This window comes from Lacticaseibacillus jixiensis (assembly GCF_042847315.1).
In the GTDB taxonomy this organism is placed as follows: Bacteria; Bacillota; Bacilli; order Lactobacillales; family Lactobacillaceae; genus Lacticaseibacillus; species Lacticaseibacillus jixiensis.
Map to the genome: position 1 here is coordinate 135168 of NZ_BAAFPR010000007.1, position 14619 is coordinate 149786.

Consider the following 14619-nt stretch of genomic DNA (forward strand, 5'->3'; position numbering starts at 1 on the left):
TCTTTCAATCTATCTCTGCCGCACAAGCCATGGTACAATCAATAACAGCAGAAAAGTTAATAGCACGGTGACCTCTGAGCAAGAGAGGAGTGATGCGTATGCGAATATGCAGAACAAATCTAGGAAAGGAGGACTTCTATGTCTGTGGTTGTGTGCGTCGCAACCACCGTCGTGATCCAACAGTGTGATCAATCAGTGCCTATCACGGACTGGTTGACGGCACTGGCAGCGTTGCTGTCTTCAGCAGCGTCGTTTTGGGTCGCGATGACTTCGGTTTCTAAGAAAACCAAAGTAAAGAAAAAGGCAAAGAAAAAATCGCGCTAAACTTTTAACCAAGCAGCAGCGCGATGATTCTTTGTCGTCAGTGAAAAGGTTGCCGTCAATGACTGCCTGCTAGGACAAGCATTGTCCGGACTGAGCGCAGTGTGCAACCACTGCGCTCTTTCTATGCCTTTATCTTACCATGACTGAAGCTGAGCTGACAAGTTGGTGCGATGGCCTTTTTGCGTCGAGAAATCCGCCTTAAGTCTGACGTGTGGGGCCGGCGGCATGGTACACTTAGATTAACCTAAAGGGGGTATTCGACATGCACAAACGCCTGAGTCCTGTTGCAATCACTGGTATCGTGATCGCGGCCATCGCTGTGATCCTCGGCATCTACGGGGTCAGCACCTATAACAGCTTACAGAAGCAGAACCAAGAAGTCACCGCCCAATGGAGTCAAGTCGAGAACGTCATGCAACGCCGCGCCGACTTGATCCCGAATCTGGTGTCGGCGACCAAGGGTTCCATGAAACATGAAACTGACGTCTTCGAAGCCATTGCCAAGGCGCGCAGCAACTACAACAACGCCACAAGCGCCAAAAGCAAGGCGACTGCCGACAGTCAGTTGAATCAAAGCGTCGGCACCTTAATTTCTGCGATCAAAGAAAGCTACCCGCAACTGTCTTCTCAAGACAACGTCAAAACGTTGATGACACAGCTGGAAGGCAGCGAAAATCGCATCTCAGTGGAACGGCAGCGTTATATCGAAGACGTGAAAGCTTACAACCAAAGCGTCGTGACCTTCCCAAAGAACATCTTCGCCAACATGATGGGTCTGGGCCAAAAGGCGACCTTCAAAGCCGATCCAGCAGCTTCGGAAGTACCAAAGGTCGACTTGGATAATTAACCAGAGCGCAGCAAAGCGGTTTTAGCGATGTGTATAAGGCAGCCTGAGCCGATGGCGTACTTGGCCATTGGATCGGGATGACTTATACGCAATCGCGTTGCTTTGCGGAGCTCGACGAAGAACCCAAAGCGGAGTGGCGCGTTGCGCCACGCAGCTCGACGATAAACCCAAAGCGGTTTTAGCGGTGGATATAAGGCGGGATGACGTTTGGGCGGTTTATGCCCAAGCGGCGTCACGACTTATATCACGCCGCGTTGCTTTGCGGAGCTCGACGATAAACCCAGAGCGCAGCAGCCCGTTCTTAGCGATGTGTATAAGATGGCCTGAGCTAATGGCGGTTTTTGCCATAAGCTCGGGACAGCTTATACGCGATCGCGTTGGGCTGCGGAGCTTGACGCAACCAGCGTATTCGGCACTTAGTCCTTTGGCATTGGAAAGTAGGTTCGCGTATGCATAAACGCGCATGGTGGTTGTTGCTACTGATCCCGTTGTGGGTGTTTCTCCACGCGGCGACGCCGGTGGCGGCAGCCAGTCTGCCGGATAAACCAGCAGGCAATAACTATTATGATGAACTCAACATTCTATCTGACTCGACGAAAACTCGGATCAATGCCGTCAACCGCAAATACGCCGACACTAAGAAACAGCCGCAAATCGGCGTGGCGGTGGTGAAATCCACTGGCGGCGAAGCAATCGGCGAGTATGCCCCTGAACTGTTCAAAAAGTGGGGCATCGGCAACAAGGATGAAGACAACGGTGTGTTGATCGTGTTTGCCAAGAATGGCGGCAAGAACAACATGCGTATCGAAGTCGGCTATGGGATGGAAGACACACTAACGGATTCCACGGCAGGCGATATCTTAAATGACAACTTGTCTGATATCAAGTCCAAAGACGATGCCAAAGTCGATACTGCCGTTAACAATGTGTTTAACCAAGTGGCCAAGGTGATCGATAAGAAATATGGTTACTCAAGTGCCACGAGTGACGATGAAACAACGGCAACGCCGACGCGAGAATCCAGCAGTAATGGGCTGTTTTCCGCGATCATCAAAATCGCCTTTATCGTGATCATTGTGATCATCGTGATCGCCTCGATTGGCGGCGGTGGCGGAGGCGGTGGTCGTCGCCGGCGCAGTGGCGGTTCTTGGTGGCTGTGGTATCTGCTTGGCAGCCTCTTATCAAGTCGTGGTCCGCGCGGCCCATTCGGCGGCGGTGGAGGCGGCTTCGGTGGCGGTGGTGGTTTTGGCGGAGGCGGCTCCGGTTGGGGCGGCGGCAGTTCCGGCGGCGGTGGTGCCGATGTCTAACACCTAGATTGACTAGTGAAAGCAAGCGCCTGAATTTCAGGCGCTTTTTTGGTGCGATCAGGCAAAAAAACCGACCAGGGGTCACATCACAACACAGCGCCTCTGCGAAACCGTGATGGTTTTGCAGAGGCGCTGTTTGCGGTTTATGCAGTCACTGCCAGATCTTGCCATTTGCCTGATTGCCAGCGGCGCAGCATGAGGATCCCGCGCAGACCTTCATCGATGATATAAGCCAACCAGATCCCAATCAAGCCAAATCCGGCAGGCACGGCGAGGACATAGGCGAAAGGAATGCTGATCGCCCACATCACGACTAGCGAATAAAGAAACGGTGTGCGCACATCCCCGACGGCATTCAAGGCATCAACGAGCACGATATTGACTGTGCGGATGCAATCCAGCACCGCTTCGGCGATCAGAATGCGCCGCGCCAGCAGCAGCACTTGCGCATCGTGAGTGTAACAGTGCAATAACGGCGCGCTGAAGAGCAACGCCAAGCTGCAGATGCCAGCCGTCAGCAGGACCATTTTGCCAGTGGTGACTAAGGCTGTACGCTTGACGACTTGCACTTGGCCGGCGCCGATCAAGCGGCCGACGATGATCTGATTGCCTTGTGCAAAAGCAAAAGCCGCCAGCGTCAGCAACTGGCTGATCGCGTTGAGATAGGATTTGGTGATCAAAGCCGTCACCCCTAAAGATGCCACCAGCGCAAGCACCAGCACTTGGGCGCCTTGATACGACAACGCTTCGCCGGAACTTGGCAAACCCAAGCGCAAGATTGCTTTCAGCTGGGCCAGCGACCACTTGCGCCAGTGGCAGTCACTTGGCGTATAATGCAACAACTTGCCAGTCAGCCACAAGGCACAAGCCAAGCCGCATAAGTTGCCGCAAAGCATCCCCCAACCCAAGCCAGCGACGCCCCATTGCTGCGCCACCCAAGGATTGTGCACGGATAAGAAGCTGCCGCATAAGGTAATGCCGTTAGTCAGCAATGGTACCAAGATCGCCGCGCGGGTGTGGCCATAACTGCGCAACAAGGCCAGCACCGTGTTGGATAACGCCGCACAAGCTACGCCAAAGCCGCCGTATTGCAAATAGGTGGTCCCAGCTTCAAGCATGGCCCCGCGCAAGCCGATCAAACTCAAGAAATAGCCGGCGCCCACAATTGCCAAGGCGCTGACCAACACCCCCAGCGCCACTGCCGCAGCAAAAGCGGTGGCCACCAGTGAGCTGACGGCTTGTTGGCGCTTGGCGCCGATCAGCTGCGACGCCAGGATCTGGGTACCTACTGCGACGAAGCCATAGATGAATGGGGCCAGCCCCAACAATTGATTGGCCGCCGCCACTGCGCCTACCGCCGTGGCGCTGTATTGCGCCATCAACAAGACGTTGGCATTATTGATGCCGGTTTGCAACAGCATGTCCAACAGAATCGGCCAGCTCAGGTGCCACAGCGTTGGTTTGCTCATCGCGGATACTGCTTGACCGTCGAATCGATGCCATCGGCGGTCAAGGTGATGGTGCGATAGCCGCGCGGCAAGTCGCCATAACAGTTATACCCGGACACATTGCCGTAATGGCAGGCCACGCCTAACCAGTCGCCGCTGAAGTTGTTGTCGTGATCGTGTCCGCAAAAGACGGCTTGGATACCATTGTGTTGCAAGCGGGCAAACAAGCCGGTGTTGAGTTTGCTGGCTGCCACGCGCGGGTTTTGATCCCAGAAGAAGCCGCTGGTGATGTGTTCGCCGGCTTGGTTGTATTCCGGCAAAGGAATGTGCATGAAGGCGGCGTCGACTGAGGCTTGTTGATAGTGCGCTTGCATTTGTTCGTACCAGGCGATTTGCGTCAGTGAAACCACGTCATAGCTTTCTTGGTCAAAAGCGGCATTGGCCCCAGAATCAAACACATACAGCACATGGCGCAAGCCTGAGTCATCAGCAATTTCGATGGCATAGGCTTCTTTGCCGGCGTCGTCGATGACGTGATGCGCTTTGGCAACTTGGTGCTTCAATTCAGCATCGACCATGGCCCGCAGCGAAGTTCTGGTGAACGTTTCTTCGCTGTCGTGATTGCCGAAAGTAACAAACACCGGCACGTCAAAGCGATTCAAGACTTCGATCAAAGCATGCAAGCCGCGCTGCGGTTCAACCACACCGTCGGACCAAATCAAATCGCCGGTGATGGTGATCAAATCAGGCTGTTCGGCAGCGATGGTGGCTGCGACTTGTTCCAACGTGCGCAAGTCGTCGGCGACGAAGGGGTAGCTGCCAATGTGGGTATCGGTGAATTGGATGAGCTTAAAGGCTGCTTTTGTGGTATGTAACATAAGGACTTCCTTTCGTGAGGGGGTCATTGTTTAACCGTGCCGTTAATGACCCCGGACATGATCTGCTTGGCAAAGAGGATGAACAACAAGATTAACGGTGCTACCGCCAACAGCGCGCCGGTGATCACCAGCGGGTAGTTGGTGGTGTAAAGACCTTTGAGCTGAGTCAACGCCAGCATCAAGGTGTATTTGCTTTGGTCGTTTAAGATGATCAGCGGCCACATGTAGTCGTTCCACGACCCCATGAAAGTAAACAGGCCTAAGAACACCAGCGCCGGCTTCATCAAAGGCAAGCCGATCAGCACATAACAGCGAAAAATCGAGCAGCCTTCCAAGCGCGCTTCTTCCAGCAAGGAGTCTGGAATCGCGTTATGGCAATATTGATTCAGCCAGAAGATCCCGAAGGCATTGGCCATTCCTGGCACGATCAGCGCCTTATAGCTGCCGATCCAGCCGAGTTTATCCATGAGGTAGAAGCTGGGGATGATGCTTAATTGGCCCGGGATCGTCATGGTCAGCAACAAGAAGGCAAACAGCGGTTTCTTGCCTTTGAAGGGGATCTTGGCGAAGGTGAAGCCGGCCAGCGAATCGAAGAACAAGACGCAAACAGTCGAAATCGTGGCAATGAACAAGGTATTGCCCAATGCATGCACGAATGGGGTTTGGGTGAAGACGGTTGTGATATTAGTCAACAGCGCATGGCCAAAAGTCAATTTTGGCGGCATTGAATACAGTTGATCGCTGGTTTCGCTGGCGGTGACTAACAGCCAGTAGAACGGAAACAGCGACAAGAATACGCCAATGATGATGATCACGCGAATGTTGAAGCGGGTCAGTTTGGCAATCATGCTTTGCGGCCTCCTAACTTGTGATTCACCAGCCAATTCAAGCCGCTAAAGAACAGGATGATCATGACCAAAGCCCAGGCGATCGCGGCGCCATAGCCATATTGATGATCTTGAAAGGCACTGGTGTACAGGTAATACACCACCGTCAAAGCACCGCCTTCTGCGCTGGCGTTAGGCGCCAGCACTTGCGCTTCAGTGAAAACCTGCAAGCCGCCGATAGTGGACATGATCAACGTAAACAGAATGATCGGCCGCAGCTGCGGGATGATCACAAAGCGAAAGGTTTGCCAGCGTGAGGTGCCAGCTAAAGCGGCCACTTCAAACAAGGACTTAGGGATCTTGGTGATGCCTGTCAAATACAGCAGCATGTTGTAGCCTAAATACTGCCACATGTTGACGCTGGCAATGACCAATTGCAGCCACAGCGGCGTTTTGAGCCAAGCAATCGGGGCGATGCCAAACCAGCTGAGGATGTTGTTGGCCAAGCCGTTGACATTAGAGAAGATCAAGCCAAACAACAAGGTGATCGCCACAATCGACGTGACATTCGGCAAGAAGAACAAGACTTCCAGCAGCCGGCGGTGTTTGATGAACTTAAGGCTGATGAAATACGCCAACACCAACGCCCCTGCCAGCATCGGAAAAGTGCCGACGCCCCAGATGATCAAGGTGTTCTTCAGCGCCAGCCAGAAAGTGTCATCATGCAGCAACTTGGCAAAGTTCGCCCAGCCAATGAAGGTGATGTCGCCTAATCCATCCCAATGGCTAAAAGCCAACACCGCAGAGAAGGCAATGGGAAACAAGCCGAAAATCAGAAACAAGAGGTAAAATGGCGCAATGTTGGCATACGGCACCAAGCGTGCGAAGGGGTAACGCTTGGTGCGCAGCGGTTTCTGGGATGACAGTTCAGGATTTGCAGCCATATTGGACTCCTTTTAGGATTGCAAGGCGCGGACTTTGGCGACGGCATCTTGCCAAGCGCGCTTGGGGTCTTTGTGCTGGTTGGTCACCAGGTCCAATTGCTTGGTGAAGCAGTCATAAGCCGCAGATTCACGCGAGTCAGTGGCGTTGAAGTGCAGGTGCTTGGCGGATTCGACGAAATATTTGTTGTATTGTTCATCGCCAAACAGCGGGTTGGTGGTGGCCATGAACTGATCATCATAAGCGGCGGTGTGGCTTGGGAACAAGCTGAGTTCGTCGTAGTTGGCCTTTTGGTTCTTGGCGTTGGTTAAGTATTTGACCACGGCTGCGGCGGCTTTAGGCTGCTTGGTGGTTTTGATCACGGCTAAGTAAGAGCCGCCATAGTTAGATGGCTTAAGTGGGCTTTTGGCGATTGCCCAATCGCCTGGTTTGACGCCGTTTTCCTTCAAGTCGGCGATGCCCCAAGAGGCTTTGATCATGCCGGAGAATTGGCCTTTCTTCTCGGCCACCACGCCATCGGTGGTGTTGGCTTCGGTGTTGAGCATGTAGCCGGCTTGTAAGGCTTTGACGCTGAAGTCCCAGGCTTGTTTGAGCTGGCCATGCGCGAAAGTCAGCTTGCCATTAGGCGCGTAGATGTGTTCGCTCATGGCGTTATAAGCAGCAGAGAACGTCTCTGAAGAAGATTCAAACATCGCGATATGTTGGGCTTTGAGCTTGGCCGCGGCGGCCAAATAAGCGTCTGGGTCTTTGATCAGATTGCTGACGGCATCAGGGGCGGTAGGCAAACCGGCCTGCTTGAAATTGGCCACATTATAAAACAAAGCAGTGGGGCCGATGTCCACAGGCATCGCCATTTGATAGCGGTCGTGATCTGCTAAAGTCGCGCGCCACTTCCAAGCCACATAATGCGGGGCCAAGGCTTTGGTGCCGAAGTCTTGAAGGTTGACGAATTTCTTGTAATACGGTGTGTAGTCGGCGATGTTGCTGTTGATCATGGTGATGTCTGGCGCGGCGCTGGAATTGAGGCTGGCTTTAAGCTTAGTGTCAAAGCTGCCATCGGATGCGACTTGCTTGAAGTCCAGCGTGTAGTCTTTGAAGTGGTGCTTGGCGTTGGCAATGGCGGCTTTGCTGATGCCGCCGCTGTAGTAGTTGATGGCTAACTTCACTTTGCCGTGGTCGGCTTTGGCCGACTGGCTGCAGCCGGCTAAGCTTAATGCAGCAGTGGCAAACAAGACGGTGGCAAGTAAGGGACGAATTTTCATGAGGTATGCTCCTTTGCGGGATCGAGGCGTTGCCCAGCTTGGTCAAAATAGGTAAGGGCATCATCGGTGAAATCAAAATGTACCGCTTGGCCTAATTGGTGGCGGGTGGTGGTTTTGGCAATCAAGGTTTGTGTGTCAACTTGCAAATGCAGCAATTGCTCGCTGCCTAAGTCTTCGATCAGCTTCACTGTGGCTGCCACGCCGCTGGTTTGCAGGCGCACAGCTTCTGGACGGATGCCGACGGTCAAAGTGTCATCTGCCAGTTGCGGCGCATGGGCCAAGAAGCGGCGGCCTAATGCGAAGCCGCCGGCGACTTTAGGCACTTGCAGCAAGTTCATCGGCGGGGTGCCGAAGAAACTGGCGACAAAAGTGTTCGCCGGGTGCAGGTACAATTCATGCGGCGTGCCGATTTGTTGGATGCGGCCTTGGTTGATCACCGCGATGCGATCAGCCATCGTCATGGCTTCAACTTGATCATGGGTGACATAAATGGTGGTTGTTTGCAGCTTCTGGTGCAACAAGCTGATTTCCTTGCGCATTTCAACGCGCAAGCGCGCATCAAGGTTAGATAATGGCTCGTCCATTAAGCAGATCTTGCAGTTGCTGGCGATTGCGCGGCCTAATGCGACGCGCTGCATTTGACCGCCGGATAAGTTGCCTGGATATTGATCCAAATACGGCGTCAAACCCAGGCTTTCAGCAATGGCGTCGGCTTTTTGGCGGATGATGGCGCGTTTGACATGTTTGACGCGCAAGCCAAAGCCGATGTTGTCGCGTACCGATAAATGCGGGTACAAGGCGTAATTTTGGAAAACCATGGCTACGCCGCGTTCGCTGGGTTGGGTGTGGGTGTGGTCTTGCCCGTCGATGGCTAAGCGTCCGGCTGAGATCTCTTCTAAGCCTGAGATCATGCGCAAAATCGTGGATTTGCCGCAGCCAGAAGGCCCGAGAAACACGAGGAATTCACCATCTTTAACCGTTAAGTTCACATCGCTGACGGCTTGGGTGTCGCGGTCGTAGCGCTTGGTAATGTGTTCAAGTTCAATCATTGGATCACCTCCTATTGGCCAAACATTACCGGGTGGATGTAAATTACTCACATCAGAACGGTAAATCTTTCGTATGCTTTCTGAAAACATGACAGCTGGTTGATCCGTGATAAACCGCTTTTCCATACGGCACATGCCGGTTTACAGCCAATACATACATGGCAGCTTGCAAAACGCGCGGGCCGTTTTTGTTGCTTGAGTGAGTTGACACTCACCAAGGCAGCGGGTATAGTAATCTCCGATGAGTGAGCTATCACTCACTTGAAAGGATGATCAAGATGTCAACTCGATTAATTGATTTACACCACCTGCAGAAGCAATTCGGTAAACAAACAGTGCTCGCTGATGTGACCTTGCATGTCGATGAAGGTCAGATCCTTGGTTTGATCGGGCCCAGCGGCGCCGGCAAGTCCACGGTGATCAAAACCGCCATGGGCATGGAAGTTGCAGACGGCGGCAAGGCCTTGGTGTTGAACACCCAAATGCCTAACCGGCCGCTTTTGGGACGCATCGGCTACATGGCCCAAGATGACTCGCTGTATGACACGTTAAGCGGTAAAGAGAACCTGCGCTTCTTCGGCCGCATGAAAGGCGTTAAGCAAGCCGCGCTGGCTGAAGATATTGCCCATGTTGCAGCAGTCGTGGACTTGACGCCTGACTTGAACAAAATCGTCTCCGGTTATTCCGGCGGGATGCGGCGACGCTTATCGTTGGCCATTGCGCTGCTAGGGGAGCCGGAGTTGTTGATCTTAGATGAGCCGACGGTTGGCATCGATCCGGCGCTTAGGCAGAAGATCTGGGCAGAGTTGCACAAGTTGCGCGATGCTGGGCGCGGCATCTTGATCACGACGCATGTGATGGATGAAGCGGAGCTGGTTGATGATGTGGCGTTGTTGTTAAACGGCAAGGTCATGGCCTATGGCACACCGGCTGTGCTTGAAGCGCAATATCACGTGAAGACGATCGAACAAGTCTTCTTGAAAGCGGAAGGGGTGGCCTAATATGCGCGCAATTTATATTGCTCGGCGCGTGGTCAGCGAATTGATCCGCGACAAGCGAACGCTGGCGATGATGTTTGTGGCGCCGGTGTTGATCATGTTCTTGATGAAGCTGATTTTTGCCCAAAGTGCCACAACCAGTGTGGATGTGGCGACTGTCGGGGTGGATGGCAATGTGCGCACGGCGTTGAATGATGTCAAACACGTCGCCGTCACCCGCAAATCCAGCAACGCCAGCGCCCAAAAGGCCCTGAAAGCTCGGCATGTCGACGCGGTGATCCATCAAACCAGCACCGGCCACTACACGATCACTTATGCCAACACTGACGCTACCAAGACGGCACTGGTCAAGCAAGGCTTCAACGCCGCCCTCACCGCCAATGGCATGAAGACGCTGAAAGCAACGACAGTTAAACTCAGCAAGACCGTGACCCAGTTAGCGGCGACTTTGGCCAAAGTCGCCCCGCAAGCGGCAGGTTCCTTGAAGCTGCAACAAGCCAAGGCACCAGGGGCGACGAAGATTACCAACCATTACAATTACGGGGACAAGAACACCGGCTTCTTTGACAAGATCGTCCCGATTCTGATGGGCTTCTTCGTGTTCTTCTTCGTCTTCTTGATTTCCGGCATGGCGCTGTTGAAAGAGCGCACCACTGGTACTTTGGATCGATTGTTGGCGACACCGGTGCGGCGTGGGGAAATCGTGTTAGGTTACATGATCAGCTACGGGATCTTGGCCTTGATCCAAACGGTGATCATTGTGTCGTGCACCGTGGGCTTTATGGGGGTTGAAATCACCGGGACGCTGGCGGCAGTAATGGTGATCAGCTTCTTGTTGGCGCTGGTGGCGTTAGCCTTTGGGATCTTGATGTCGACACTTGCGCAGTCTGAATTCCAAATGATGCAATTCATTCCGATCATTGTGATTCCGCAAGTCTTCTTCTCTGGCATTGTGCCGCTGGATTCGCTGGCAGCTTGGGTCAAGGATATTTCCTACATTTTGCCTTTAACCTATGCTGGAGATGCGATGACGCAAATCATCATGTATGGAACCAAACTCACCAGCTTAGGGTTGGACATTGGCGTGTTGCTGCTGTTCTTATTAGTGTTAACCGCCTTGAATGTGCGGGGGATGCGGCGGTATCGTAAGGTGTGATAAACTGATCACAACGATCGGAGGCCAGCATGCAAATCAATTCCGTAGAAACCTTATTTGCCCAAAGTTTGGAACAGTCAGAGCTGTCGGTGAAACAACAAGACGTGTTGAAGGCGTGTTTGACCTTGTTCTCCCAACAAGGCTATGATCGCACCACGACTGGCGACATTGCTGAGCTTGCCGGCGTGTCAGAAGGCACGGTGTACAAGCATTTCAAGAATAAACGCGAGATTTTGAATGCGCTGCTGGAGCCGCTGCAAGCCAGTGTGCTGCCGGCAGTGGCAGATGAGTTCACCCAAGAAGCGGCGGCGCAGCACTTCACCAGCTTGGCTGAAGCACTGCATTTTCTGGTGAGCGATCGGCTGCATTACGTCTTGGATAATCGGCTGGTGATCCGGGTGTTTATCCAAGAAGTCATGGTCAATCCTGAGTTGTTTGATACCGCATATACTGTGGTCAGCCAACGCTTTGCGCCAGTGGTGATGCCGATGTTGACGCGGTTTATTGGCCAGCCTGCTGACCTTGAGTCCTTCCGGGTGGTGTGGGGGTTATTGATCACGTATTTGTTGCCAGTCATCTTGAAGCCCGACTTACAACTGGACGTTGCCGCAACCACCGACAAAATCGTCACCTTGGCTTTGCCAGTGCTACAACCACGTTAATGACTAGCCCCTGCATGACGATTCGAATCGTCATGCAGGGGTATTTGTGTGACTGCGCGTTGCAATTTCGTGACAAGGCAGCTAATGTTTTGCAATAATTTATATGTCGTTGAAACAGATAAATGCGGAATTTTGTTTAATTATTATGAAAATGCTAATTGGCGCATTTTCATACTGGTTGAATGATGACTTTGCAACGCAGATGCGGTAAGATGCTCGAAGTTAGAAGTATGGGCACAGAACGGAGGGATAAATTGCGCACGTTAACTAAAGGCAATCCGTTGAAATTGGTGATCTTGTTTACGATCCCCTTATTGATCGGGAATGTCTTTCAACAGTTGTATAGCTTCATGGATGCGCTGATCGTGGGGCGCACCATCGGCAAAGACGCGCTGGCGGCAGTCGGGGCGACTGGGAGTATCAACTTCTTGATCATCGGCTTCGCGCAAGGTACCACCGCCGGGCTGTCAGTGCTGACGGCTCAAGCATTCGGGGCGCGCGATGAACGCGGCGTGCGCAAAAGCTTCGGTGCCAGCATTTGGATATCGCTTCTGATCACGGTGATTTTGACGGTGGTGTCGGTGTCGATGACCCGCCCGCTGTTGGAATTGATGCAGACGCCAGCAGAAATCATTGATCAGTCAGTATCTTTTGTGCGGATCATCTTCATTGGGGTCGGCGCGTCAATGGGCTTTAACTTGTTGTCGAACATGATGCGCGCACTGGGGGACTCCCGCACGCCGCTGGTGTTTCTGATCATTGCCACGGTGGTCAACATTATCTTGGAATTGTTGTTCATCTTGGTGTTTCATTGGGGCGTGGCCGGCGCCGGCTGGGCGACGGTGATCGCGCAGCTGTTCTCGGCGATTCTGTGTTGGCTGTTTATCAAGAAGCGCATCCCGCTGTTGGTGATTCGGCGCGCCGATTTGAAAATCGACTGGGCAGACATCAGCCGCCATCTCAAAGTCGGCTTGCCAATGGGCTTTAGCATGTCGATCATCGCTATTGGCGCGGTGATCTTGCAAGTGATGCTGAACACTTTAGGGACCGATGCGGTGGCGGCGTATACCGCAGCTGGGCGGATCGATCAGCTGGCGACGTTGCCGGCGTCATCCTTTGGCCTGGCGATGGCAACTTTTGCCGCGCAGAACTTAGGCGCGCGCGAATACGGTCGCATCAGGCGCGGGGTGCATCAAACCTTGCTGTTGAACGTCTCGGTTTCGGCGGTATTAGGCGCGTTGATCATTGTCTTCTCCAAGCCTTTGGTCAACTTGTTCTTAGGCCCGAACCAGCCGCAAGTCACGGCCTTGGCGCAGACTTATTTCCACTTCAACGCCAGCATGTACTGGCTGTTGGCGATCTTGTTTACCATGCGCAATCTGTTGCAAGGTTTAGGCAAAACGATGGTGCCAACAGTAGCCGGTTTGTTTGAACTGGTGATGCGTGCTTTTGCTGGGATCGTGCTGGTGGCACACTTCGGCTTTGCCGGTGCTTCCATGGCCAATCCGCTGGCATGGGTCGGTTCTGTGATTGTCTTAGTCAGCGTCTATCTGCGCACGATGAAAGTCATTCGCCAGAAAGAAGACGCGCAAGCCGGCAAGCTTGCCGAAGAAGAAGGTATCCCACTGGAATAGAGACCAAAATCGCCACGCCGAAAACTCGGCGTGGCGATTTGTGTCCAAAGCGGAGCAAAGCGTTTTTAGCGGTTGATATAAGATGGGATGACGCAAAGGCGGTTTGTGCCTTGGCGACATCCCATCTTATATCACTGCCGCGTTGCTTTGCGCAGCTAGACGAAGATACCAAAGCGGCGCAAAGCGCACTTAGCGCTTCTTAACAAATTGGCTAGGCGGCACTTGTTTGATTGTGCGAAAGGCACGCGTGAAGCTGGTGGTGTTGTGGTAGCCGACCATGCCGGCCACGGTGCTGATCGCAAGCCCTGCTTTAAGCAGCGGGATCGCCGCGTTGACGCGCAGCAGCATCACATAGCGCATTGGCGACATGCGGACTTTCTGCTTGCAGATACGCTGAATGGTGGCGGTGGACAAATAGAAGTGCTCGCATAGATTCTGCAAGGTCAACGGTGCCGCCAAGTGTGCTTGAATATAGTCGGTAAGCATGGTGAACTCAGCGTCATAGCGCGACTCTGCGTGGTCAAACAAGCCGTTGGTATTGGCAAAAGCCGCCAGCATATTCAACAGATGCAACAGCTTCAAGTAAGTATCGATAGTGGTGGCTTCGCTCATACTGTGACACGCGGCGCGGAATTCCTCAAATGGCTGGGTGTAGGCATTCAGCTGGGCTTCAGTCAGCTCAGTGATGCGCGGGCCTTTGGTCAAGGTGTCGGCAAACACGGCAAAAGTCTTCTGATACCGGCGAAAATACGCACTGACAGCACTTGGCTTGAAGCGCAAGGCGATATCTGCACAAGGCTCGTCTTCTTTGACCAAGGTTTGGTGCACGCAATGCGGCGGAATGATCAACAACGCACCGCGCCGCACCGGGATTGCTTGGCCTTTGAAGAAGAAGGTCGCTTGACCGTTAAGCACCAAGCACAGCTCGAATGAATCATGCGAATGCGCCACGGCAGTATTCGGTGCCAAGGCTTGATAATCTTGCACATTAAAATCCAGTTGTTCCACGAGACAGTCCCCCCAAGAAAAGCACCAGCCTGCAAACGTTAACGCAAGCTGTATTGACTGGCGCAACAACGCCGTCAGCAATATCTTCCCACTAACAGTTAGCGATGGCAATAAATTAAATTGTACAACGTTGCGCAGCAATCACCAAGTGCATGACGCTGTTGTGCAATTGCGCAAGGCTAAATTGGCTTGTCTGCCATTAGCTTGTAAAAAGTTTGTAAATCGCTTGCATATTAGACCGTGTCGTGCTATATTATCACCGTAGATGTCGAGTGGA

General features: G+C 53.1%; 14 protein-coding genes. 7 read left to right on the forward strand and 7 right to left on the reverse strand.

Annotated elements, in window-relative coordinates:
* Window positions 1-138: 138 nt before the first annotated feature.
* The 3 genes from ACGG90_RS06500 (at window position 139) to ACGG90_RS06510 (ending at window position 2478) form a co-directional block, all read left to right on the forward strand.
* Window positions 139-324: a hypothetical protein gene (locus ACGG90_RS06500; RefSeq protein ID WP_390407330.1), complete on the forward strand. Its 186-nt coding sequence runs from the start codon at window positions 139-141 to the stop codon at window positions 322-324.
* A gap of 262 nt (window positions 325-586) precedes the next feature.
* Window positions 587-1171 (forward strand): LemA family protein, encoded by a 585-nt coding sequence (locus ACGG90_RS06505; protein WP_390407332.1) that lies wholly within the window; start codon window positions 587-589, stop codon window positions 1169-1171.
* Window positions 1172-1620: 449 nt separating this feature from the next.
* Complete coding sequence (locus ACGG90_RS06510; protein WP_390407335.1) at window positions 1621-2478, forward strand: TPM domain-containing protein; 858 nt, start codon at window positions 1621-1623, stop codon at window positions 2476-2478.
* Window positions 2479-2621: 143 nt separating this feature from the next.
* Here the strand turns inward: ACGG90_RS06510 and ACGG90_RS06515 are convergent, their stop codons facing one another.
* Genes ACGG90_RS06515 through ACGG90_RS06540 form a run of 6 tightly spaced genes read right to left on the reverse strand, consistent with a single transcriptional unit; the run spans window position 2622 to window position 8884 of the window.
* Window positions 2622-3947 (reverse strand): MATE family efflux transporter, encoded by a 1326-nt coding sequence (locus ACGG90_RS06515; RefSeq protein ID WP_390407338.1) that lies wholly within the window; start codon window positions 3945-3947, stop codon window positions 2622-2624.
* On the reverse strand, window positions 3944-4804 hold the full coding sequence (locus ACGG90_RS06520) for a metallophosphoesterase (RefSeq protein ID WP_390407341.1): 861 nt from the start codon (window positions 4802-4804) through the stop codon (window positions 3944-3946). The genes ACGG90_RS06515 and ACGG90_RS06520 overlap by 4 nt, the downstream gene beginning before the upstream one ends.
* Before the next feature lie 23 nt (window positions 4805-4827).
* Window positions 4828-5652, reverse strand: coding sequence for a carbohydrate ABC transporter permease (locus ACGG90_RS06525; RefSeq protein WP_390407344.1), 825 nt, complete (start codon window positions 5650-5652; stop codon window positions 4828-4830).
* Window positions 5649-6575: a carbohydrate ABC transporter permease gene (locus tag ACGG90_RS06530; RefSeq protein ID WP_390407347.1), complete on the reverse strand. Its 927-nt coding sequence runs from the start codon at window positions 6573-6575 to the stop codon at window positions 5649-5651. The genes ACGG90_RS06525 and ACGG90_RS06530 overlap by 4 nt, the downstream gene beginning before the upstream one ends.
* Window positions 6576-6587: 12 nt before the next feature.
* Window positions 6588-7835 carry an ABC transporter substrate-binding protein gene (locus tag ACGG90_RS06535; RefSeq protein ID WP_390407349.1) on the reverse strand — a complete coding sequence of 416 codons (1248 nt, stop codon included), beginning with the start codon at window positions 7833-7835 and terminating at the stop codon, window positions 6588-6590.
* Entirely contained in the window at window positions 7832-8884 is a 1053-nt protein-coding gene (locus ACGG90_RS06540) for an ABC transporter ATP-binding protein (protein WP_390407352.1), read from the reverse strand. Before ACGG90_RS06540 ends, ACGG90_RS06535 begins: the two co-directional genes overlap by 4 nt.
* A gap of 278 nt (window positions 8885-9162) precedes the next feature.
* Here ACGG90_RS06540 and ACGG90_RS06545 point away from each other — a divergent pair, with 278 nt between their 5' ends.
* From ACGG90_RS06545 to ACGG90_RS06560, 4 genes are all read left to right on the forward strand, one after another.
* Window positions 9163-9885 (forward strand): ABC transporter ATP-binding protein, encoded by a 723-nt coding sequence (locus tag ACGG90_RS06545; RefSeq protein WP_390407355.1) that lies wholly within the window; start codon window positions 9163-9165, stop codon window positions 9883-9885.
* 1 nt (window position 9886) lies between these two features.
* A complete protein-coding gene (locus ACGG90_RS06550) occupies window positions 9887-11038 on the forward strand; it encodes an ABC transporter permease (RefSeq protein ID WP_390407357.1) in 1152 nt (383 codons plus the stop codon).
* Window positions 11039-11067: 29 nt separating this feature from the next.
* Window positions 11068-11700 (forward strand): TetR/AcrR family transcriptional regulator, encoded by a 633-nt coding sequence (locus ACGG90_RS06555; RefSeq protein WP_390407360.1) that lies wholly within the window; start codon window positions 11068-11070, stop codon window positions 11698-11700.
* A 254-nt stretch (window positions 11701-11954) separates the two neighbouring features.
* A complete protein-coding gene (locus ACGG90_RS06560; protein WP_390407363.1) occupies window positions 11955-13334 on the forward strand; it encodes an MATE family efflux transporter in 1380 nt (459 codons plus the stop codon).
* A 189-nt stretch (window positions 13335-13523) separates the two neighbouring features.
* Here the strand turns inward: ACGG90_RS06560 and ACGG90_RS06565 are convergent, their stop codons facing one another.
* Window positions 13524-14342 (reverse strand): helix-turn-helix domain-containing protein, encoded by an 819-nt coding sequence (locus tag ACGG90_RS06565; RefSeq protein WP_390407366.1) that lies wholly within the window; start codon window positions 14340-14342, stop codon window positions 13524-13526.
* Window positions 14343-14619: the final 277 nt, after the last annotated feature.